Source organism: Azospirillum oleiclasticum, assembly GCF_013423485.1.
GTDB classification, from domain to species: domain Bacteria; phylum Pseudomonadota; class Alphaproteobacteria; order Azospirillales; family Azospirillaceae; genus Azospirillum; species Azospirillum oleiclasticum.
In genome coordinates, this window is the sequence record NZ_JABFFR010000056.1 from 1 (window position 1) to 20,790 (window position 20,790).

A 20,790-nucleotide genomic window follows, 5' to 3' on the forward strand; every position below is an offset into this window, starting at 1 on the left:
GCGCGTCGGCGGCGGCACGAAGCCGGCGAGCAGCCCGGCCCCCAGCGCGCCCAGGACGGTGGCGACCGTGCCCTCCGCCATGGCCGGGCCGTGCGGGCCCACGGTCGCCGTCGCGGTCGCGGCGAGGGTGCCGGCGGCGGCGATCAGCGTGGCGAAGGGGCGCACACCGGTGCGGCGGGTGACGGCGCGGCGCACCGGCGGCTCGGCGAGGCCGTCGCCGAGTGCGGCCAGCGTGCGGTCGCGGGTGCGCTCCACCTCCGCCGCCACGTCGGCGTCGAAGACGGCCGTGCGCACCTCGTCGGCGTGGGCGACGAAGCGCTGGCGCAGCTCGTGCACGCGGAAGACGGTGGCGTTGAAGGCGAACATGGCGCGGCCCAGCCCGTCGCGCGGGCGGCGGCCGAGCAGCGTGCCGAAGCGCCCGTCGGCGACATCCATCATCGCCCGCCCCAGCCGGCCGAGCGGCGCGCGGAACGCCTCCTGCACCGTCGAGCCGGTCAGCTCGAACACCAGGAGCAGCACGGCGGCGGCGAAGGCCAGCGCGCGCGGCAGCTCCTGGAAAAGCTGCTCGCGGATCTGCTTGGGCTGGATCGCCACCATCAGCGTGCCGGCGCCGTCGCGCAGGGGGTAGCGCAGCACCAGGAACTCCAACGCCTGGATCGGACGGCCATCGACGGCCATTGCGGCGGAAGGACCGGCCGCCAGGGCGCCGTCCACGATGTCGAGCACCGGGTCGAGGCGGCGGCGGCCGATGCCGGCGTAGTGCAGCCGCTCGCCCTTGGGGCCGGTCACCGCGAAGAAGCGCAGGTCGGGGTTGCGGGCGACGATCCCCTCCAGGAACTCCCCCACCCCCTCCAGCTTGTCGAGCGGCACCCGGTAGGCGAGCGCCCGGTCGAGGTCGGCCTGCACGGCGTTGGCGACGGTGGCGGCCTTGGCCAGCCGCGTCTCCGACAGCTCGCGCTCGGTGGTGAGGAAGGCGGCGGCCGACACGCCGATCATCGCCAGCGCGGCGGCCAGCAGGGCCAGCAGGACGGCGCCCAGGCCGAGGCGGCTTTCAGGGAGGGTCATGCCATCTCGTCCAGGCGGGAGATCTCGCGGGTGGCGTCGTCCAGCGTGCGCACCCGCTGCCGCACCGACGCGGCGAAGCCCGGCAGCGGCAACCCCAGCAGCGGCGGCATCGGACGGTCGCGGTCCGGCGCCGCGGCGAGATCCTCCAGCTCGACGGCCAGCCGCTCCACCGCGCGGCGCGAGCGGCGGGCGAGCGCCAGCGCGGCGAGGCTGACCACCGCCCCCACCGCCAGCGCCACCCCGAAGGCCTGGAGCCCGAGCACCAGGGCGAAGTCGTTGACCCGCTCCGTCAGCAGCCCGGCCGGCAGCCGGAGCGCCACCGCCCCCGCCGCCGTGCCGAAGCTGGTGGTCAGGCCGAGCCCGTAGGTGCGCGCACCGCCGGTCCGCACCGACCACAGCGCGTCGCCGTCGGTCGTGCCGGAAACGGCAGGCTCGGCCGTGCCGAAACCGGCGGGGAGATCGGGTGCGCGCTCCCCCACCTCCACCACGTCGGTGGCGAAGACCACGGTCCCCTCCTCGTCCACCACGACGATGGACTGGATGCCGGGGAGAGCGCCGCGCGCCTGCTCCAGCAGCGTGTCGGCCTGCGGCAGCTCGCTGATGGACAGACCAAGGTTGAGCCGCGATTCCAGCGCCGCCTTGAGCTCCGCCAGCACGAACTCGGCGTGCCCCGCCACCGCCTGCTCCAGCCGCCGCTGATGGCCGTGCGACCACAGCGCGGTGGTCGCCACGGCGGCGAACAGGGTCGCCGCCAACACGGCGCCGATCAGGCGGTGCGTGAAGCCGGCGGGGCTCATCCGCTCGTCCCCGGTCAAGCCGCGACGACCGCGGCGGGCGCCGCCGCGGTCTGTTGCCCGGCTGGAACCGGGGCCGGCGCCTCGCGCCGCGGCCGGGCGAGGAGCGCCAGCACGCGCCCCTCCATCCGGCAGCGTCCCCACACCCAGTAACCGTCGTCGAACAGATCGCGGCGCAGCGACAGCGCGTCCACCGGGCAGACTTCCAGCGCCTCGGGGTCGATGGACGCGCGTTGCCGCAGGTCGCGGTGCACCAGCAGCCGCATCAGCCCGTTGCCGACCTGGATCAGCCGCTTGGGGTAGATGGCGTGGGCCGCCAGATGGCCCCAGCTCTGGTGGTTGCGCGGCGACACGGTGGTGAAGAGGTGCCAGCGCTGCAGCATCCCGGCGAGCGCGAGGCGCCAGTCGATCAGCCGGTGGTGCAGCCCGAGCCCGCGGTAGTCGGGATCGACCATGGCCGAGGCGACGTGGGCGACATGCTCCAGCTCCGCTCCCGCCAGCCCGAAGTCGTGGCCGCGGTTGAAACCAGCGGCGTCCGGCAGGGTGAGGGCGCCGTAGGCGGCCATGCGGTTCCCGTCGAAGATGCCGGCGGTCAGCCCGATCAGGCCCAGATGCTCGGACACGAAGTCGCCGACCTCCCCCGCCATGCGGTAATGGTCGGGATCGGCCAGCCGCTCCACCACGCCGAGCCGGAAATCGCGCATCGCCGGCCCGTCCGACGGCCGCAGCAGGCGGCAGGTCAGCCCGTTCGGAAGCTCCGCCGCGAGCGGCGCCAGCGAACGGTCGACCAGGTCCGCGACCCGGCCCAGTTCCGGAGACAGGCGCACAGGCGGCAGCCCGCTGTCGGACATGTTCATTGATCGATGACCTCGGCGAAGTTCAGCAGCCCGAGCGGCGGGTAGAATTCCAGCTCGCGCACAACCGGCATGTTGATGATGACGGAAAAGCGTTTCAGCGTTTCCACGGGGATCTCGCCCGGCGGCAGGCCGCCCGCCAGGATCTGCTCGGCCTTGAAGGCGGTGAAGCGGCCGATGCCGTAGCTGGAACTGGCGAGCGCCAGCATGGCGCGGTCGGTGCGCACGATCAGCTCGGTCACCGAGAAGGTCGGCAGCCGGTGCTTCAGCGCCTCCGCCGCCAGGACCTTGCGGTTGTGGAAGGCGATGAAGGTGTCGGGGCCGATGTACAGCATCTCCGCCCCGCGCCGCGCCGCCTCCGCCACCAGCTCGGGCACCGCCGTGCTGTCCGGTTCGCGCGCCTCGGTCAGCGGCACCGGCAGCTCGATCAGCTCGACCGGGCGGTTGACCAGCTCGCCGCGCAGCCCCTGCACGGTGAGCACGGAGTTGCGCTCGTTCGGGTTGTAGATCACCGCCAGCCGCCGGATGGCGCGGTAGGCCAGGATGGTGTTGAGCTGCACCGGGATCGGGGCGATGTGCACGGTGCCGGTGACGTTGCCGCCCGGCCGCTGCAGGTCGGGCACGATGCGGGCGTCGATGGGGGCGGCGACGAAGGTGAAGACCACCGGGATGTCGCGGATGAAGGCGCCCGGGTTCGGGTCGTCGAAGGCGCCGACCAGCCCGCGCGTCTGCGGCGTGCCCCAGGCGTAGATCAGGTCGGGCCTGGTGTCCCGGATCTCCTCGATGATGCGCGGAAGCTGGCTGGTGTCGCCGCCGGTGTTGCGGATGGCGTAATCGACCTTGAAGCCGCGACGGGCCAGGAAGTCCTTGAAGCCGAACTCGTTGTCGCTCTCGCCGCGGCCCAGCACCATGGTGATGCGGAACTTGCGGTCGGGTGCGGCGGCGGGCACGCCTTCCGGCCAGGCGGCGGCGGTGCCGGCCAGGGCCGCGGTGGCGAGGCCGGAGGCGAGGAAGCGGCGGCGGGGGAAGGGCGTCATCTCACGCCTCCTGCGGGTGGGCGACGGGTGTGGGCGGGCGGGTGCGGAAGGCCAGCCAGAACAGGATGGCGCTGATCCCGCACAGCAGGCTGATGCCGATCATGGCGTCCTGGTAGGAGCGGGTGACCGACAGGCCCATGGCCAGCACCGGTCCGAGCGCGCCGCCGAGACGCTCCAGCAGCCGGAACCAGCCGATGGCCGCGGTCTCCGACAGGTTGGAATCCCGGGCGAGCTGAGAGACCAGCGTGAGCTGCGGCGCGCCGACCAGCGCCTGCGACAGGCCGAACAGCGCGATGGCCAGCGGCGGCCCCCACCAGGCGTGGACGTAGACCATCGGCACGCAGCTCAACAGCGTGCCGATGCCGCCCAGCGCGATGAAGCCGCGCCGCGCCTGCCAGCGGTCGGACAGGGTGGCGGCCAGCGGCGAGACCAGGATGAAGGCGATGAAGTACATCATCTGCACCCGGCCGACCTCCGCCTTGGTCGAGCCCTCCTGCGTCAACAGCAGCGGGACGAGGCAGAACAGCACGGCGGTCGCGGCGATCTTGGTGGGGATGGCCGACAGCAGCATCAGCAGCACGAAGCGCAGGTTGCGCGCCAGCCCGGCCGCCGCCCCCAGCGACAGCCGCGCCCCGGCCATCCGCACCGGCGCGGCCGCCGCGCGCGCCCCCATCAGCAGCGCGATGGCGAGGCCCGAGCCGGCGGCCAGCACCGCGCCGATCAGGAAGGTGGAGCGGAAGCCGATCTGGTCGGCGATGATGCCGCCGGTGACCGGGCCGCAGACGCCGGCCGCCAGCAGCCCGCCGATGAACATGGCCATGCCCGACGCGCGGTCGCGGCTGGTGGTGTGGTCGATGACGATGCCCTGGGCGGTGATCAGCACCAGCCCGTAGCCGAGCGCCGTCAGGCAGCGCCACAGCAGCAGCTCGTACATGGTGGCGGCGTAGGCGGTCATGGCAAGGCTGACGCAGCCGATCAGCGCCCCGGCCACGAAGGTGCGCTGCCGCCCCCAGCGTTCCGACCAGCGCGCACCGCTGGGCTGCGACAGCGCCCAAACCAGCATGAACAGCGTGATCGGGACGCTGACCACGAGGTCGGGGGTGAGCCAGGGGACGGAGGATGCGAAGGTCTGCGCGTAGGCCGGCAGGAAGGGGCGCGACAGCTCCTCCGACAGGCAGAAGAGGAAGACCGGCAGCCGCAGGAAGACGAGGTTGACCGGCGCCGGCTCCCCCGGCTGCCCCGGCTCGCGGAAGCGGTAGCCGGCGGACAGCGCGGCGTAGCGGCGGCGGATCTCCTCCACCGCGGCGCCGGTGCGGCCCTTCAGCCGCTCCCCCAGATCCGTCCAGAGCTGGTTCACCCGGTCCAGCCGGTAACGGCAGGCGCGCGCGACGTCGATGGCGTCGCGGCTGCCGCCGGCGGGCACGGTGCAGCGGAAGTCGCCGCCCTCCGCCCGCAGCGCCACGCTGCGCAGGGTGGAGACGCGGGACATGGCGAGGTTGACCACCAGCAGCAGCACCTCGAAGGTGATCAGCACCGACACCACCAGCACCGACACCACGTCCAGCATGAGGTCGACCGACGCCTTGGCAAGGTAGGCGTTGTCGATGCCGACGTTGAGGCGGGCCACCGTCTCCGCGCCCTTCTGCAACGGCAGGGAGGTGTTGTGGAAGCCGGCGACCAGCGGGCCGGGGCCGGTCGGCAGCCGGTCGCCCACCCGGATGCGGGTTCCGGCCGACGCGATCACCCGGCCGTCGGCCGCGGTCAGCACGATGTAGGCGATGTCGCCGTGCGTGCGCATCTCGTCCGTGAACAGCGCGTCGATGCCCGGCATGCGATCGACCGGAATGCCGTAGTCGAGCGCGCGCGTCATCTGGGCGTGCAGCGACGCGCCGACCGTCCCGGCCTTGCGGGCCAGTTCCGGGGTGAAGGCGGGATCGAAGCGCTGGAAGGCGGTCCAGGAGGCCCAGGCGGCCATGCCCAGCATCACCGCGACCGTGACCGCGGTCAGCCGGAAGACCAGGGAGCGGAGCGGATCGCGCGTCACGTCAGGCCCCGCTGCGGCCGGATGCCGACGGGTGCCGCGGCCGGAAAGCGGCGGTCGAGCTCGTCGAGATCCCGGCCGAGGGCCGCCAGCTCGTGCTCGGCCTTGGCGGTGGCGGCGGCGATGCGCGGCTCGACGGTGCGGTGCAGGGTGTCGGCCGTGGCGTCGCCGATGCCGCCGCTGCGCCCGCGCATCGACAGGCGGATGGTGACGAAGACGGCGAGGATGGTCAGCAGCCCGGCCGCCGCCACCATCCGCCCGATCTTGCGGGTGAGGTCGCCGCGGACCGCGTCCATCTCCGCCCGGAGCGCCGCCAGCGAGGAGCGCAGCACCACCTGCCCCACGGTCTGGCCGAAGCTGTTGCGGACGATGGCGCCGACCGTCACCCGCGCCCCGGCCACCGCGTGCTGCATGGGGCCGGACGACGCCGTGGGCTCCCCCCATGGCAGCGCCGCGGCGCTGCCCAGCTCGGCCCGGTCGGAGGAGAACACCACGGCGCCGTCGTCGGCGACCACGGCGACCGATTCGATCTCCGCGCTGCCCTCGGCGGCCCGCTCGACCACGCCCTGCAGATCGGCCATCTCGGCAAGGTCGAGACCCAGCGTCAGCCCGTATTCGGACTTGCGCCGCACCTCCTCCGCCACCACCGACAGGCGGGAGATGGTGACGTCGATCAGCTTGCGCTCGAATTTCAGGTAAGCCAGCGCGACCGTCATCGCCACCGCCGCACCCACCGTGGCCGCGATGACGATCCCCGCGCGAAGCGCAAGTGCGCCGCCTTTCACCATTCCGGACGATCCCCGCTCCGCTCGCCGCCTGCGCTTTGGTGTAGTGCCAACGCGCCGTGCGGCGCAAGTGACCTATCCCCGGATCGCCCACAGTTCCATGACGACCTGCGGAAAGTCACCGGCCAGGTGAACGGCGATGCCACCGGAAACCCCGAGTTGTTTCCAGATCGGACTGCCGCGTTCCAGCTCGAAATACACGGCTCCGGAGTGGAAGGGTATTTGACGTGGTGCCACAGGCAGGGCGCGGACGCGGATGCCGGGAAGCTGTACGTTGACCAGTTCACGGATTTGCTCAACCGGACCGATCTTGACCAGCGCCGGGAAGTTGCGCCGCAGGTTCTCGGTCGGCATGTCGGCCTTGACCGCCATGACGAAGGTGGCCGAGGTGAGCAGCGAGCGGTCGGCGATGGTGCCGACGCGGATGCCGTATTTGCGCTCCTGCAGCTCGATCGACATGGCCGTCTGCTCCAGCACGGCGCTGAGCGAGCGGCGGAGTTCGGCCATCACCGGCTCGAAGGTGAGCTGGAGATCGTCGTGCCGGTAGGGCGGGAAGGAGGGCGGGCGCTTGCCCGCCGCGGTGAAGGTCGCCAGTTCCCCGGCGAGCGCCAGGAACAGGTTGTGCAGCGTTTCCGGGTGCACGTCCGGCATCTTGGCGAGGTTGACCACCACCGGCTCGACCCGGTTGATGGTCTGGAGCATCAGGAAATCCGCGATCTCCGCGACGCCGCGGGCGCCGGAGCCGCTGACGCGGGCCGCCAGCATCTCCGCCCGGTGGTGGATGAGGCCCTGCACCTCGTTCAGGAACCCCGCCAGCGGGGTGACCGCCATGGAGTTCAGCGTCGGCGGGATGTAGCGCTCATCAAGCGTGGTGTTGCGGTCGGCGCGCACCTCCTGCACGCGGGCGAGGCCCAGGCAGTGGTAGCCGGCGCGCTCCTGCCGCTCCAGCATGAAGCGCAGGCGCAGCCGGCCGACGCGCAGCCGCGAGGTGCTGGCCGAGCCGGCCACGGCGTCCACCGTCTCCACCTCGCGCGCGGCGTAGCGGGCCACCGTCTCGCCGGTGTCGCCGACCTCGAACTCCACCCCCATCGGCTGGCGCGCGGGCAGCGCCAGATAGACCATGCTGTTGGTCAGCGTCTCCGGCAGGTCGATGGGGGGTGGCGGGTCGTCCTCGTCCGGGATGCAGAAGGGGGTGCCGTCCTCCAGGATGCCGCGGCAGCGGATCACCGCGAATTTGCCGACCGTCAGCAGCTCGCGGTTGATCACCAGTTCCGTCACGCCCCAGGTGAAGGGTCGCAGGCCGGCGACCCGGCCGCGCACCAGACGCTCCGTGTAGCGGTCCTGCTGCTGGAAATGCTGGGCCCGAAGGAACATGCCCTCGGACCAGATGACCTTGCTGTCCCAGCTCATCGACCACCGCCTCCGTTCACGCGCGCGCTGCTGCTCTGGTGCTGATACGCCGGCCGCGGCGCGGCGTCGAGGGGATGAAGCGACACAGGCGCCGCGCGCCGCCTCACCGCAGGCCCCTCAGGGCGCCGGCCAGCGACGACACGGCGTCCCTGGCACCGGCCGGCCCCAGCGCCAGCAGCCGGTCGGTCGCCTCGGCGCCGTCGGCGGCGGCGGCGAAGGGTGGCGGCAGCGGCCGGCCGGACGAGCGCGCCAGCTCCAGCAGCGTGCCGGCGAGCTCGCGCGCCAGCGCCAGCACCGGATCCGCGTCCGGACCCGTTGGCGGCCCGGCCGGCGGGGCCGCCAACGGGCCGGGGCGCAGCGCGAAGGCGGGCGGGGCCAGTGGCTCGTCGTCGTCCCAGTCGTCGGGCAGCACCGGGGCAGGTGCGGAGACCCCCGACGGAGTGCCGGCGGCAGGCGGGGTGGCGGCGAAGGGGGCGGCGGGCGGTGTTTGCGGGGTGGCGGGCGGCTCGATGTCCCAGTCGTCGGGGATGGCGCCGCCGACGGTGCCGCCGATGCTCATCGCCTCGGTCATGACCGGGAGTTCGTCGGGCTCCGCCGGCGGGGTCCAGCCCGGCGCATCCCAGCGGTCCGGACGGTCAGCCCAGGCGGGGGGTGACGAGGGGCGGGCGCCGAACAGCTCGTCGTCCGCCGGGATCGGCATCACCTCCATGGTCCCGCGGCGGCCGCCGGGCGGGCCGAACGGGTCGTTGTCCTCGGGCGGGGCGGCGAAGGGGGACGCGGCGGGGCTGTCCTTGAGGACGGCGAGGAAGGGGTCGGACTTGGCGTCGGCGGCCGAGTCCTCGACGAAGCGGGCGCCGATCAGGAAATCACCCATCCGCAGCCGGTCGCCGTCGTGCAGCATCGCGGTGTTGCCGCGACCAACCGGCTCGCCGCCGTCGTTGAGGAAGACGCCGTTGGTCGAGCTGTCGATGACCAGATAGACGCCGCCCTTGAACTCGACCATGCAGTGGTTCTTGGACAGCACCCGCTCCTGGTCCTGGAGCACCCAGTCGTTGTCGGGGCCGCGGCCGATGGTCAGCCGGCCGGTCGCCAGCTCGCGCGACTTGTCCGCCCCCTGCTCGGGCGGGCAGCGCAGCAGAGTCAGGCGCAGCTTCATGACGCCGCCCCGTCCTCGCCGATCCGGCCGGAGCCGCCGTTGGCGATGTCGATGGCGCGCTCCAGCGCCCCGCGGTGGCGCAGCGCCGCCTTGGCCGGCACCGTGGCGGCGGCCAGCAGCACCGCGGCGGCGGCTGCGGTGCCGGTCAGCCCGTCGCCCGGCGGCACGACAACCGGCGCCTCGGGCGGGGCGATGCTGCCGCCGCTCCAGTAGGCGGCGAGTGCCGCGTAGGAGCCGGCGGTCTTGAAGTCCAGCGCCTGCGCCGGCGCGAAGGTGGCGCGGCGGTTCTCCTCGGTCGGGCGGTAGACCCACGCCTCCGCCGCCTCGATCGCCGCGGTCTCCTCCGGCGGGGCGTCGGGGGCGATGCAGCGGCGGGCCAGCAGGCAGGCCCACCACACCGCCTCCCGGCGCGGCAGCGCGATCGCCATCAGGCGGATGGCGTCGACCAGCAGCTCATCCTCCAGCAGCGCCTTCAGGAAGGCGCCGGGGGTGATGGAGGGGGTGAGCCGCTTCTTCGCCTCCGGCGACAGCTCCAGCCCGGCCACCGCCTCGGCGGCCTTGGCGAAGCGGATTTTCGGCAGGGGTCCGATGTCCACGGGAAGCCTCTCAACGCCTGAACGCGATCAATTGATGGTGACGATGCCGCCCTTGAGGGTGAGCATGCCGTCGCCGCTCACCTGGGTCATGGGACCCTTGACCTGCACCTGGCCGTCGCCCTGGACGGTCACCAGCGTGCCCTTGATGGTGATGCCGGACATGTCGATCTTGATGCTGTTGGAGCCGACCTTCAGCTCGATGCCCGACATCGCTTCGATGCTGACCTTGCCGGCGTCGGCCTTGATGGTCGCATTGCCGAGACCCAACTTCAACGAGTAGTTCCCCTGCTTCACGTCCACCGTCTCGTTGCCCATCTTGACGGTCAGGGTGTCGTTGCCCTGCCCCACCTCCACCGTGCGGTTGCCCTGGCCGACGGTGATGGACTCGTTGCCCTTGCTGACCTCGACCGTGCGGTTGCCCTTGGACACCGTCAGCGTCTCGTTGCCCTCGGTGATGGTGACGGTGCGGTTTCCCTTGGAGACGGTGACCTTCTCGTTGCCCTCCGAGATCGTCTCGGTGCGGTCGTTCTTGATGGTGATGGTCTGGTCGTGATCGACGGTCAGCGTGTCGTCGTTCTCGACCATCCGCTTGAAGTCCTTCTGGGCGTGGAAGTAGATCTCCTCCGCGTCCTTCTTGTCCTCGAAGCGCAGCTCGTTGAAGGTGGCCGTGTCGCCCTGCTTGCTGGAGCGGGTCTTGATGCCGCTCTGCGTCTTGTTGTCGGGCAGCGTGTAGGGCGGCATGTTGTCGCCGTTGTACAGGCTGCCGACGACCAGCGGGCGGTCGGGATCGCCTTCCAGGAAATCGACCAGCACCTCCATGCCGACGCGCGGCGTGAAGATGGAGCCCCAGTTCCGGCCCGCCAGGATCTGCGCCACGCGGATGTAGCAGGTCGTCGTCTCGTCGTTCGCACCCAGCCGGTCCCAGTGGAACTGGACCTTGATGCGCCCGTACTTGTCGCAATAGATCTCCTCGCCGCTGGGGCCGGTGACCACGGCGGTCTGCAGCCCGTGCACGATCGGGCGCGGCGTGGCGCGCTGCGGGCGGAAGACGGTGGCCGACGGGATGGCGGTGAAGCGGTTGCCGTAGCTGGGCACCCCGCCCTGGTTGCCGAGATGGCTGTGGTCCTTGGCGGCGTGCTCGACGCCGGTCAGCACGTAGGTCTTGCCGGCCTCCGACGACACTTCGTGCTTGGACAGGGTGAAGGTCAGGCCGGGGGCGAAACCGCGGTAGCTGCCCTCCCCCTTCACCACGGCGTAGGCGGCCTCGTCCGCCTCCATCAGCAGGCGGGAGAAATTGGTGCCGTCGGCCTTGACCTTGTAGTTGCCGGGATAGTCGTAGCGCTCCCACTTCTTGAACAGGGAGTTGTCGAGCACGGTGGCGGTGTTCGCCTGCAACTCGGTGCTCGGCGCCTCGAAGTCGTAATCGTCGAGCACCCATTTGCCGGACTGGAAGTTCACCGACGGCGCCCAGCGCTCGATCACCTCCGACCCGCCCTGGACGGCGCCGGCGTGCTCGCACTCCGCGTCCATGCAGGCGGCGTAGCCGGACGCGCTGTCGCTCAGCACCAGCGTGTGCTTCCCGCTCTCATGCGCGAAGTAATAGTAGATGCCCTCCTCCTCCAGCAGCCGGGAGAAGAAGGCGAAATCGGTCTCGCGGTACTGCACGCAGTAGTCGCGGGCGTTGTGGGTGCCGCTCAGCCCCTGTTTCTTGAAGTCGGTGACGCCGCCGTCGCCCAGCAGGGCCTCGGCGATCTCGACCACCGTCTTCTCCTGGAAGATGCGGCAATCCGAGGTGCGGGTCAGGAACCACAGGGTGGGCACCAGCTCCAGCCGGTAGCCGCGCCAGCCGCGCGCCACCTTGCCCAGCGATTCGAAGGAGCGGACGATGCCGTTGATGCAGCGCGGGTCGCGGTCCTTGCGGGCGATCGACAGGGTGACCGACTTGCCGAGGATGTCGGCGGGGTCCACCGCCTCCTCCGTCGACACCGCGTCGATCACGAACCGGAACAGCCGCGACAGCCCCTCCTCCCCGCGCAGTTCCACGGGGATCAGGACGTCGGCGCCGAGCGGCGTCGTCAGCGACAGCAGGCGGCCGGTCTGTACGATGGCGTCGCTCATCCGGCGGCAACTCCCTTGGGCTGGCCCCCGGACCGGGGTCGTCCGCCGCGCCGGGCGGCGGACGACGGCCGACCGGGTATCAGGCGGACTTGGTGGTGGAGATGTCGTAGGACACGGAGATCGGCGTGCCGGCCTTGTTCTTGTCGTCGTACGGGATGAACTTGTACTCCATCTTCGTGAAGGAGATGGAGACGCTCTCCGACGGCCGGTCGCCGCCCGACGACATGGAGTAGGCCGAGACCAGCGCGTTGGTCAGGATGTACTCGGCGTAGGTGACGCCCGGGCTGCCGGTGGTGACGAGATGGATCTCGACCTTCTTGCCGACGGCGCCGGTGCAGGCCTCGGTGAAGAACTTCGGCGAGGAGGCGTCCATCAGCTTGGTGATGGTCACTTCCGACACCGAAGGCTCCGACGCCTCGCGGTTGGCGGTGGAGCCCGACGGCGTGCTGATCGCACGGCCGACACCCCACTGCAGCGAGCCCACGTCCAGCCACTTCTTGTGGTCCTGGTGGGTCGCCTCGCCGTCGATGCCCTCGTACTTCACGTAGATCGCCATGGTCTGTCCTCTCCTGATGTTTGCCAACCACCTCCGGTCGCGGCCCGTGCCGGAACCGGTTCCCGACGACGCGCCGGGCCCTCACTCCAGGGGCTGGGCGTTCAGCCCAGCTCGTAGGTGAAGGCGTCCTCGGCGTCGACCGACACATGCACCCGGCCGATGCCCTCGCCCTCCGCCATCCGCGCGAGGATGCGCGCCGACAGCTCCGGCAGCAGGGTGCGGCTCAGGATGTTCTCGATGTTGCGGGCGCCGCTCTCCACCTCGTGGCAGCGCTTGGCGATGCTGTCCACCAGCTCCGGCGAGTACGAGAACTCCGCCTTGTAGTTGTCCACCAGCCGCTTCCTGATGCGGTTGATCTGGAGCACCACGATCTTCTTGATGTTCTCGTCCGACAGCGGGAAGTAGGGGACGATGGTGGTGCGCCCGAGGAAGGCCGGCTTGAAGGACTTCAACAGCTCCGGCCGCAGCGCCTCCAGCAGGCCGCCGGCGTCCGGCATGGTCTCCGGATCGGCGCACAGCCGGTGGATGAGGTCGGTGCCGGCGTTCGACGTCATGATGATGACGGTGTTCTTGAAGTCGATGTCGCGGCCTTCGCCGTCCTTGATCGTGCCCTTGTCGAACACCTGGAAGAAGATGTCCTGCACGCCCGCATGCGCCTTCTCCAGCTCGTCGAGCAGGACGACGCTGTAGGGCTTGCGCCGCACCGCCTCGGTCAGCACGCCGCCCTCGCCGTAGCCGACATAGCCCGGCGGCGAGCCGAGGAGCAGCGACACCTTATGCTCCTCCTTGAACTCGGTCATGTTGATGGTGGTGACGTTCTGCTCGCCGCCATAGATCAGGTCGGCCAGCGTCAGCGCCGTCTCGGTCTTGCCGACGCCCGACGTGCCGACCATCAGGAACACGCCGATCGGCTTGCGCGGGTCGGTCAGCTTGGCCCGGCTGGTCCACATCGCCTGGGCGATCGCCTCCAGCGCGTGGTCCTGGCCGATGATGCGGCCGAGCATGCGATCCTTGAGAGTCAGGATGGTCTTGATCTCGTTGGACACCATGCGGCCGACGGGGATGCCGGTCCAGGCGGCGACCACCTCGGCGATGGCCTGGCCGTCCACCTCCGGCTTCACCAGCGGGTCCTCGCCCTGCTCGGCCTTCAGCGCCGCGACCTTCTCGGCCAGCGTCGCCTGGAGCGGGGCCAGCGCCGCCTCGTCGGCACCCGGCTTGCCCTCGGCCCGCGCCTTGGCGTGTAGGTCGAGGATGGCCTCGCGCGCCTCGTTCGCCGCCTTCACCAGCTCGGACTCGCGGCCCCAGCGGGCCTCCAGCGCGGCCAGCTCGGCACCCACGCTCTCCATCCGCTCCTTGAGCACGCGGATCTGGTCGCTGTGGTCGATGCCGACGGCCAGCTCGCGCTCCAGGATGTCGATCTCGGTCTGGGTGAGCTGGAGCGTGCGCCGGCGGTCCTCGATGGCGGCCGGGGTGGCGTTCTGGCTCATCGACACCCGCGCGCAGGCGGTGTCGAGCAGGCTGACCGCCTTGTCGGGAAGCTGCCGGGCGGGGATGTAGCGGTGCGACAGCCGCACCGCCTCCACCAGACCCTCGGTGACGATGCGCACCTTGTGGTGCTTCTCCAGCGTCTCGGTCAGGCCGCGCATCATGTCGACGGCGACCTTCTCCGACGGCTCCTCGACCTTGACCACCTGGAAGCGGCGGGTGAGTGCGGGGTCCTTCTCGAAATACTTCTTGTATTCGGCCCAGGTGGTGGCGGCGATGGTGCGCATCTCGCCGCGCGCCAGCGCCGGCTTCAGCAGGTTGGCGGCGTCGTTCTGCCCGGCCTGCCCGCCGGCCCCGATCAGGGTGTGTGCCTCGTCGATGAACATGATGATGGGCTGCGCGGAGGACTTCACCTCCTCGATCACGCCCTTCAGCCGGTTCTCGAACTCGCCCTTCATGCCGGCGCCGGCCTGGAGCAGGCCGAGGTCGAGCGACATCAGGCGGACGTTGCGCAGGTCCGGCGGCACGTCGCCGGCGGCGATGTGGATGGCGAAGCCCTCCACCACCGCGGTCTTGCCCACGCCGGCCTCGCCGGTGAGGATCGGGTTGTTCTGGCGGCGGCGGGTCAGGATGTCGATGATCTGCCGGATCTCGCCGTCGCGGCCCAGCACCGGGTCGATCTTGCCGGCCTTGGCGCGGGCGGTCAGGTCGATGGTGTACTGGTCCAGGTTCGGGGTCGGGCCGCCGGCCCTGGGCGCACCGCCGGCCGCCGGGCCGCCGCCGGCCCCGGAGCCCTGATCGACGGGGGCGGAGGTCTGCGCCTCGGCGCTGTCGGCGACGATCTTGGGCAGGTCGCGGCGCAGCGCGTCCGGGGTGATGCGCGAGAACTGGGCCGACATGTCGCGCGCCAGCGTCTGCAGCGTCTCGTCGGACAGCAGCGCGGCCAGCAGATGGCCCGAGCGGACCTTGCCTTCACCGTATTGGAGCGAGGCCAGCACCCACGCCTCGCGCACCATCTTCACGAGGTTCGGCGACAGGGATGGGGCGCGGCCGTTGCCGGTCTTCAGCTTGTCGAGCACGCGGGTGAGGTCGGCCATCAGCCGGCCGGCGTCCACCTCGTAGACCCGCAGGATCGCCGCAAGATCGCCGTCGGCCGGTTCCAGGAGCTTCAGCAGCCAATGCTCGATCTCGCAGTTGTAATGCGTCCGCGAGAGAGTAAGGCCGACCGACGCTTCCAGCGTGCGGCGGCAGACCGGGTTGAGCCGTCCAACCAGACTCTGAAGATCAACGGCGACCATAGTCCCCTCCCCCTCCGTGATGGCCCCTGCAACGGCGAATAACCCCGTGGGGGTAGACAAGCGGCCGAACTGTGTCCGAGCCATCGATAAAAATCTACCCCCATCATCCGGGTAATCCTGCGCTCAATTCATGACATGCCCGTCCGGCGGGTGCCTTGCCGATTCGAGCACAACCACATGCGCGCGGTAGAGCATGGCGGACCGCTCATGCAGACGCACCGCCCAGTCCACCTCGACCGGCCCGCCCAGCGGCGCCAGCCGCCGGGTCGATTGCGGGTGCGCGCCAGGGGTGGTCAGCAGCCGCAGCATCGTCTCGCTGGACCCGTCCTGCGGGCCGCGCTGCGAATGGCCGCCCAGCCACGCCTCCACCGGCGTGGCGCCGGTCGACCAGTCGAAGGGTGTGGCCAGCACCGCCGCACCGCCCGGCCGCACCAGGCGGTCCAGCGCGGCCAGCAGGGCCGGCGGCGAGGCCACGCAATCCACGATGTTCAGCGCCGCGGCGAAGCCGAAGGCGTCGTCGGCGAAGGGCGGCGCCTGGGCGTCGGCGATCCAGAAATCGACCCGCTCCATGCCGGCGAAGCGCACAGGGTACCGGCGGCGGTCGTAGACCATGCCGACGCGGCGGCGGGGGTAGACCGCCTCCCCCGTCTCCAGCGCGCGGCGGGCGACGCGCAGCAGCGGCCAGTTGAGGTCGATGCCCAGCACCGGCCCGTCCACCCGCGCCGCCAGTTCGAAGGCCGTCCGTCCGCAGGCGCAGCCGAGGTCGATGGCCGGTCCGGGCAGCCGTGCCGAGGGAGTGTCGTCCAGCCGCCGCAGCCCGGCCTCCAGGCAGCGGACGACGCCGCCGGGGCGGACGGGGCCGGCCGGCTCGGCGGGATCGAGGTCGGCGTAATGGTCCCAGGCGTAGCTGGAGCGGTGCTGGCGGGCGATGTTGAAGGCGCTGTCCGGCCCGGTTCCGTCGCCCAGCAGCGACTCGACCAGCGGCGTCAGGTCCTCGCGCTCGGTGATCAGATGGGCGTTGGCGGCCAGCCAGCCACGCACGTCCGGCACCAGGACCGGGGCGCCGTCGATGATCGGAAACTCCAGCCAGCAGGCGGGGTCGGTGCAGTGCAACGTGCCGGAACGGATGCCCGCCGCGTCCTCCTCCTCGACCAGGCCGAGGACGAGCGGCGACAGCACGCCGCGCGTCTGGCGGCAGCGCGGGCAGACGGGCTTCAGGGCTTCGAAATGGCTGCGGCGCATGGCGAATCCGGTAGAATCGGGGCGGGTTGCGGCGCGCTCACCCGCCGATCATCACCGTCGGGCAGCCGGGCGGCATGACCTTGCCGACCGGGCCGGGGATGGGGGCGACGCAGCTGACGTGCGAGGTCATGTCGTTGACCCGCGCCGCCGGCATGCTGCCGATCAGCACCGTCGTCGAGCCGAGCGCGATCATCCCGGGACCGGCGGGAATGCAGCCCGGCAGCATGCAGGGCATGGAGATGTCCGTCGCCCGCGCCGCCGGCATGTTGCCGATCAGCACGGTGAAGCAGCCCATCACGATGGCCAGCGGCAGACCGGGATGCGGCACCGGCGCCGGCACCAGGGCCGGCGGATGGATCGGCGCGTGGCAATGCGGAGCGTCCTGCTTGATCATGTCGCCGACACGGGCGGCCGCTGGCATGGAAACCTCCGGTAGCGTGAGACGGGCCGGTTGGATCAGAAAGGGCTGTCGCCGGGCGCTCGGAACCGGCTGTCGCCGGGCGGGGCGGCGGGGTCGGCGATCAGGCGCGACGGAGGGCCGGCGACCGGCACGCCCTTGCGCAGCGTGCCTGAGGCAATGACCGTCTCGCCATCCTCGGCGTAGAAGACGCAGGGGCCGTCGACGACGCCATCGACGAGACGGACACGCGCCAACAGCCGCCCGGCGGCGTCGCGCTTCTCAACCTCGACGATGGTGGGCATGCCGTCCTTCTCCCCTCGGGGGGAGCATGATCGCCATGGGGCTACCCCGTCAAGCCGCCGCAGCACGGCCCGGCGATCGCCGTCCCGAAAAAATCACGGGCCGAAAACACGCGCGGCGCGACTCGGCCACCGTCATTTCGTGAATCGGCCAGTTCGTGGGCAATGATGAGATCACGGAGGTGGACTTGGACTGGCAGCTCTAACCCTGTCGCGCATTGAACCGGGTTGTGACGGGATTGGGTATTCGAGCGAACGGGATTGTCAAAGCCTGTGTAGTAACGCTATTAGATTACCGCTATTCACCGGCCCGGCCACCGGTCGGGGAGCGCGCGCGGCACACCGCGCCGCATTCAACCATCGCGAGACCCATGCCGACACCGCCGACGATCGACCTGGACGCCCTGCTCGCCCCCATCGACGGCGACAACCCCGCCGGCGCGGACCTGCGCGAGGACCACTCGCACGCCTCCGTCCTGCGCGCCATCAAGGACGCCGCCGGCGACGCCCGGAAGAAGGAGAAGCAGGCCGACTACGACGAGGAGGCGACCGCAACCCCGCAGGAGTGGCGCACGGTGCTGGAGCTGGCGCCCAAGGTCCTGATGACCCAGTCCAAGGACCTGGACGTCGCCGGCTGGTACATCGAGGCGCTGCTGCGGGCGGAGGGCTTCGCCGGCCTGCGCGACGGCTTCCGGCTCGCCAAGGGGCTGGTGGAAACCTATTGGGACAGCCTGTACCCGCTGCCCGACGAGGACGGCATCGCCACCCGCGTCGGCACACTGGCGGGGCTGAACGGCGAATCCGGCGAGGGCACGCTGATCCAGCCCATCCGCAAGGTGCCCTTCACCGCCGGCAGCGAGGGCGCCTACGCGCTCTACCACTACAACCAGGCCCTCGAGCTGGCCAAGATCACCGACGAGTACAAGAAGCAGGCGCGCATCGAGGCGGGGGCGGTCTCCTGGGACGCCTTCGAGCGCAGCGTGCGCGAGACGCCGGGCGAGATCTTCCGTGAGCTGCTGGACGATCTGGAGGAATGCCTGGCCGCCTTCGAGGAGCTGGGCAACGTCCTCTACGAGAAGGCGGGCGGCGACGCGCCGCCGGGCGGCAACATCCGCGGCGTGCTGAACGCCGTGATCGACGCGCTGAAGCACGCCGCCCGCGACAAGCTGGCGGCGGCCGACGCCGCGGCGGAGGCCGAGGCGACCGCCGCCGAGGACAACGCCGCCGCGGCGGCCGGCGACGGCGGCGGCACGGTCGTCATGGCGACCGCGCGCACCACGGTGGGGGGCGGCCCGCTGGCAACTCGGGATGATGCCTTCAAGCTGCTGTTGCAGATCGCCGATTTCTTCCGCAAGACAGAACCGCACTCGCCGATCTCCTACACGCTGGAAGAGGTCGTCCGCCGCGGCCGCATGACGCTGCCCGAACTCTTGGAGGAGTTGATCACCGACGAGACGACGCGGCAGTATTTCTTCATCGCGTCGGGCGTGAAGCCACCGCAGCCGCCGGAGTCCAGCGGCTACTGACGTCATATGCGCCCGACCGCATCCGGCTGACGCCGGACCGGGCCCAGACGGGTCGGGCGAGAGGTTCCTCCGGCGAGGCACGGGCCGGGACGAGCGAGAGAGGGGAGGTTCCATAGCATGGCCAGTATCCACCAGAAGCTGGACCGCGTGCGCAAGCCGCGCGTCCACATCACCTACGACGTCGAGACCGAGGGTGCGACGGTCACCAAGGAGCTGCCCTTCGTGGTCGGCGTGCTCGGCGACTTCTCCGGCGATCCCACCGAGCCGCTGAAGCCGATGAAGGACCGCAAGTTCATCCAGATCGACCGCGACAACTTCAACGACGTGATGGCCCGCATGACCCCGGGCCTGAAGATGAAGGTCGACAACACGCTGGCCGACGACGGCAGCCAGTTCGCCGTGGATCTGGCCTTCAAGTCGATCGAGGACTTCGAGCCGGGCCGTGTGGTGCAGCAGGTGGAGCCGCTGCGCAAGCTGCTGGAGACCCGCAACCAGCTCCGCGACCTGCTCTCCAAGGCCGACCGGTCGGAAGAGCTGGAGGGGCTGCTGGAGCGCGTGCTGCAGAACACCGATGATCTCGCGAAGCTGGGCGAGCAGCTCGGCGTCGAGAAGAAGGAGGGTTGAGGTCCATGAGCGAATCCCAGGCCCAGGGCGCTGGCGCCGCCACGGAAGTCGCGGAAGGCACCGGCTTCTCCATCCTCGACCAGGCCATCGCGGCCACCAAGCAGACCGAGCCCGACCGCGCCCAGGAGCTTCTGAAGACCCTGACGCAGGAGGCGATGGCCGGCACCGTCACCTTCAACAAGAATCTCGGCGCCACCATCAACAAGGCGATCGCGGCGATCGACGCCAAGATCTCCAAGCAGCTCAACGCCATCATGCACCACCCGAACTTCCAGAAGCTGGAAGGCTCGTGGCGCGGCATGCATTACCTGGTGATGAACTCGGAGACCAGCTCGACGCTGAAGATCCGGATGCTGAACTGCACCAAGAAGGAGCTGTACAAGGACATCTCCAAGGCGGTGGAGTTCGACCAGAGCGCCATCTTCAAGAAGATCTACGAGAACGAGTTCGGCACGCCGGGCGGCGAGCCGTACGGGGCGCTGATCGGCGACTACGAATTCACCAACCACCCCGAGGACATCGAGCTGCTGTCGGGCGTGTCCAACGTGGCGGCGGCGGCCTTCGCCCCCTTCGTCGCGGCGGCCAGCCCCAAGCTGTTCGGCTTCGAGGACATGACCGAACTCTCCAAGCCGCGCGACCTGGAGAAGATCTTCGACAGCATCGAATACACCAAATGGCGCAGCTTCCGTGAAAGCGAGGACAGCCGCTTCGTCACGCTGACCATGCCGCGCACGCTGGCCCGCCTGCCCTACGGCGCCAACACCAAGCCGATCGAGGAGTTCGATTTCGAGGAGGCTCCGACCGACGGCGGCGTCGCGCGCTCCATGGAGCACGGCGACTATTGCTGGATGAACTCCTCCTACGTGCTGGGCGCGCGCCTGACCAACGCCTTCTCGCAGTACGGCTGGTGCACCGCCATCCGCGGCGCCGAGGGCGGCGGCAAGGTGGAGAACCTGCCCTTCCACACCTTCACCTCCGACGACGGTGACGCCGACGCCAAGTGCCCGACCGAGGTCGGCATCACCGACCGGCGCGAGGCGGAGCTGTCCAAGCTCGGCTTCCTGCCGCTCTGCCACTACAAGAACCAGGACTACGCCGTGTTCTTCGGCGCCCAGACCGCGCAGAAGCCCAAGAAGTACGACCGCCCGGAGGCGACGGCCAACGCCGCCATCTCCGCCCGGCTGCCCTACATCATGGCGACCTCGCGGTTCGCGCATTACCTGAAGATCATGGCCCGCGACAAGATTGGCTCCTTCATGGAGGCGTCGGACTGCGAGGCCTGGCTGAACCGCTGGATCCTCAACTACGTCAACGGCAACGCCGCCGCCGGCCAGGACATGAAGGCGCGCTACCCGCTGGCGGAGGCCAAGATCCAGGTGAAGGAGATCCCCGGCAAGCCGGGCTCCTACAACGCGGTGGCGTGGCTGCGCCCGTGGCTGCAGATGGAGGAGCTGACCACCTCCCTGCGCATGGTCGCCCGCATCCCGCAGGTCGGCTGACGGAC

18 protein-coding genes are annotated in these 20,790 nt (G+C 70.6%); 3 read left to right on the plus strand and 15 right to left on the minus strand.

Features of this window, described 5'->3' with window-relative positions; all coding sequences use genetic code 11:
* The 15 genes from HL658_RS33950 to HL658_RS34020 form a co-directional block, all read right to left on the minus strand.
* Nucleotides 1–1,065, minus strand: a 1,065-nt coding sequence (locus HL658_RS33950) for a hypothetical protein (protein WP_180287718.1), incomplete at its 3' end; no start/stop codon positions are given.
* Complete coding sequence (locus HL658_RS33955; protein ID WP_180286729.1) at nucleotides 1,062–1,862, minus strand: hypothetical protein; 801 nt, start codon at nucleotides 1,860–1,862, stop codon at nucleotides 1,062–1,064. The genes HL658_RS33955 and HL658_RS33950, both read right to left, overlap by 4 nt.
* A gap of 14 nt (nucleotides 1,863–1,876) precedes the next feature.
* A complete protein-coding gene (locus HL658_RS33960; RefSeq protein WP_180286728.1) occupies nucleotides 1,877–2,716 on the minus strand; it encodes a GNAT family N-acetyltransferase in 840 nt (279 codons plus the stop codon).
* Entirely contained in the window at nucleotides 2,713–3,750 is a 1,038-nt protein-coding gene (locus HL658_RS33965) for an ABC transporter substrate-binding protein (RefSeq protein WP_180286727.1), read from the minus strand. Before HL658_RS33965 ends, HL658_RS33960 begins: the two co-directional genes overlap by 4 nt.
* Nucleotide 3,751: 1 nt before the next feature.
* Complete coding sequence (locus tag HL658_RS33970; protein ID WP_343055418.1) at nucleotides 3,752–5,794, minus strand: MFS transporter; 2,043 nt, start codon at nucleotides 5,792–5,794, stop codon at nucleotides 3,752–3,754.
* On the minus strand, nucleotides 5,791–6,579 hold the full coding sequence (locus HL658_RS33975) for a hypothetical protein (protein WP_180286726.1): 789 nt from the start codon (nucleotides 6,577–6,579) through the stop codon (nucleotides 5,791–5,793). The genes HL658_RS33970 and HL658_RS33975 overlap by 4 nt, the downstream gene beginning before the upstream one ends.
* Before the next feature lie 72 nt (nucleotides 6,580–6,651).
* Nucleotides 6,652–7,986, minus strand: a complete 1,335-nt coding sequence (gene tssK, locus HL658_RS33980; protein ID WP_180286725.1) for a type VI secretion system baseplate subunit TssK — start codon at nucleotides 7,984–7,986, stop codon at nucleotides 6,652–6,654.
* 103 nt (nucleotides 7,987–8,089) lie between these two features.
* Complete coding sequence (locus tag HL658_RS33985) at nucleotides 8,090–9,142, minus strand: type VI secretion system-associated FHA domain protein (RefSeq protein WP_180286724.1); 1,053 nt, start codon at nucleotides 9,140–9,142, stop codon at nucleotides 8,090–8,092.
* Nucleotides 9,139–9,738 (minus strand): DUF6931 family protein, encoded by a 600-nt coding sequence (locus tag HL658_RS33990; RefSeq protein WP_180287719.1) that lies wholly within the window; start codon nucleotides 9,736–9,738, stop codon nucleotides 9,139–9,141. The genes HL658_RS33985 and HL658_RS33990 overlap by 4 nt, the downstream gene beginning before the upstream one ends.
* 27 nt (nucleotides 9,739–9,765) lie before the next feature.
* Nucleotides 9,766–11,856, minus strand: a complete 2,091-nt coding sequence (locus HL658_RS33995; RefSeq protein ID WP_180286715.1) for a type VI secretion system Vgr family protein — start codon at nucleotides 11,854–11,856, stop codon at nucleotides 9,766–9,768.
* 79 nt (nucleotides 11,857–11,935) lie between these two features.
* Complete coding sequence (locus HL658_RS34000) at nucleotides 11,936–12,412, minus strand: Hcp family type VI secretion system effector (RefSeq protein ID WP_180286714.1); 477 nt, start codon at nucleotides 12,410–12,412, stop codon at nucleotides 11,936–11,938.
* 101 nt (nucleotides 12,413–12,513) lie between these two features.
* Nucleotides 12,514–15,195, minus strand: coding sequence for a type VI secretion system ATPase TssH (gene tssH / locus HL658_RS34005; RefSeq protein WP_180286713.1), 2,682 nt, complete (start codon nucleotides 15,193–15,195; stop codon nucleotides 12,514–12,516).
* A gap of 123 nt (nucleotides 15,196–15,318) precedes the next feature.
* Nucleotides 15,319–16,437, minus strand: a complete 1,119-nt coding sequence (locus HL658_RS34010) for a methyltransferase domain-containing protein (protein ID WP_180286712.1) — start codon at nucleotides 16,435–16,437, stop codon at nucleotides 15,319–15,321.
* Nucleotides 16,438–16,474: 37 nt separating this feature from the next.
* Nucleotides 16,475–16,858: a PAAR domain-containing protein gene (locus tag HL658_RS34015; protein ID WP_180286711.1), complete on the minus strand. Its 384-nt coding sequence runs from the start codon at nucleotides 16,856–16,858 to the stop codon at nucleotides 16,475–16,477.
* A 35-nt stretch (nucleotides 16,859–16,893) separates the two neighbouring features.
* A complete protein-coding gene (locus HL658_RS34020) occupies nucleotides 16,894–17,139 on the minus strand; it encodes a hypothetical protein (RefSeq protein WP_180286710.1) in 246 nt (81 codons plus the stop codon).
* A gap of 368 nt (nucleotides 17,140–17,507) precedes the next feature.
* On the opposite strand from HL658_RS34020, the gene tssA reads away from it, so the two are divergent.
* The 3 genes from tssA to tssC all read left to right on the plus strand — a co-directional run bounded on the left by tssA (nucleotide 17,508) and on the right by tssC (nucleotide 20,785).
* Nucleotides 17,508–18,662, plus strand: a complete 1,155-nt coding sequence (tssA, locus tag HL658_RS34025; RefSeq protein WP_180286709.1) for a type VI secretion system protein TssA — start codon at nucleotides 17,508–17,510, stop codon at nucleotides 18,660–18,662.
* A 117-nt stretch (nucleotides 18,663–18,779) separates the two neighbouring features.
* Nucleotides 18,780–19,286 (plus strand): type VI secretion system contractile sheath small subunit, encoded by a 507-nt coding sequence (tssB, locus tag HL658_RS34030; RefSeq protein WP_180286708.1) that lies wholly within the window; start codon nucleotides 18,780–18,782, stop codon nucleotides 19,284–19,286.
* 5 nt (nucleotides 19,287–19,291) lie between these two features.
* Entirely contained in the window at nucleotides 19,292–20,785 is a 1,494-nt protein-coding gene (gene tssC / locus HL658_RS34035; protein WP_180286707.1) for a type VI secretion system contractile sheath large subunit, read from the plus strand.
* Nucleotides 20,786–20,790: the final 5 nt, after the last annotated feature.

What these genes read in the sequence shown, in the direction of transcription:
- HL658_RS34020 (WP_180286710.1), bottom strand. Translation starts at nt 17,139, where the DNA reads ATGCCCACCATCGTCGAGGTTGAGAAGCGCGACGCCGCCGGGCGGCTG.
- HL658_RS34010 (WP_180286712.1), bottom strand. Translation starts at nt 16,437, where the DNA reads ATGCGCCGCAGCCATTTCGAAGCCCTGAAGCCCGTCTGCCCGCGCTGC.
- tssB (WP_180286708.1), top strand. Translation starts at nt 18,780, where the DNA reads ATGGCCAGTATCCACCAGAAGCTGGACCGCGTGCGCAAGCCGCGCGTC.
- HL658_RS33965 (WP_180286727.1), bottom strand. Translation starts at nt 3,750, where the DNA reads ATGACGCCCTTCCCCCGCCGCCGCTTCCTCGCCTCCGGCCTCGCCACC.
- tssK (WP_180286725.1), bottom strand. Translation starts at nt 7,986, where the DNA reads ATGAGCTGGGACAGCAAGGTCATCTGGTCCGAGGGCATGTTCCTTCGG.
- HL658_RS33955 (WP_180286729.1), bottom strand. Translation starts at nt 1,862, where the DNA reads ATGAGCCCCGCCGGCTTCACGCACCGCCTGATCGGCGCCGTGTTGGCG.
- HL658_RS33985 (WP_180286724.1), bottom strand. Translation starts at nt 9,142, where the DNA reads ATGAAGCTGCGCCTGACTCTGCTGCGCTGCCCGCCCGAGCAGGGGGCG.
- tssA (WP_180286709.1), top strand. Translation starts at nt 17,508, where the DNA reads ATGCCGACACCGCCGACGATCGACCTGGACGCCCTGCTCGCCCCCATC.
- tssH (WP_180286713.1), bottom strand. Translation starts at nt 15,195, where the DNA reads ATGGTCGCCGTTGATCTTCAGAGTCTGGTTGGACGGCTCAACCCGGTC.
- tssC (WP_180286707.1), top strand. Translation starts at nt 19,292, where the DNA reads ATGAGCGAATCCCAGGCCCAGGGCGCTGGCGCCGCCACGGAAGTCGCG.
- HL658_RS33960 (WP_180286728.1), bottom strand. Translation starts at nt 2,716, where the DNA reads ATGAACATGTCCGACAGCGGGCTGCCGCCTGTGCGCCTGTCTCCGGAA.
- HL658_RS34000 (WP_180286714.1), bottom strand. Translation starts at nt 12,412, where the DNA reads ATGGCGATCTACGTGAAGTACGAGGGCATCGACGGCGAGGCGACCCAC.
- HL658_RS33995 (WP_180286715.1), bottom strand. Translation starts at nt 11,856, where the DNA reads ATGAGCGACGCCATCGTACAGACCGGCCGCCTGCTGTCGCTGACGACG.
- HL658_RS34015 (WP_180286711.1), bottom strand. Translation starts at nt 16,858, where the DNA reads ATGCCAGCGGCCGCCCGTGTCGGCGACATGATCAAGCAGGACGCTCCG.
- HL658_RS33975 (WP_180286726.1), bottom strand. Translation starts at nt 6,579, where the DNA reads ATGGTGAAAGGCGGCGCACTTGCGCTTCGCGCGGGGATCGTCATCGCG.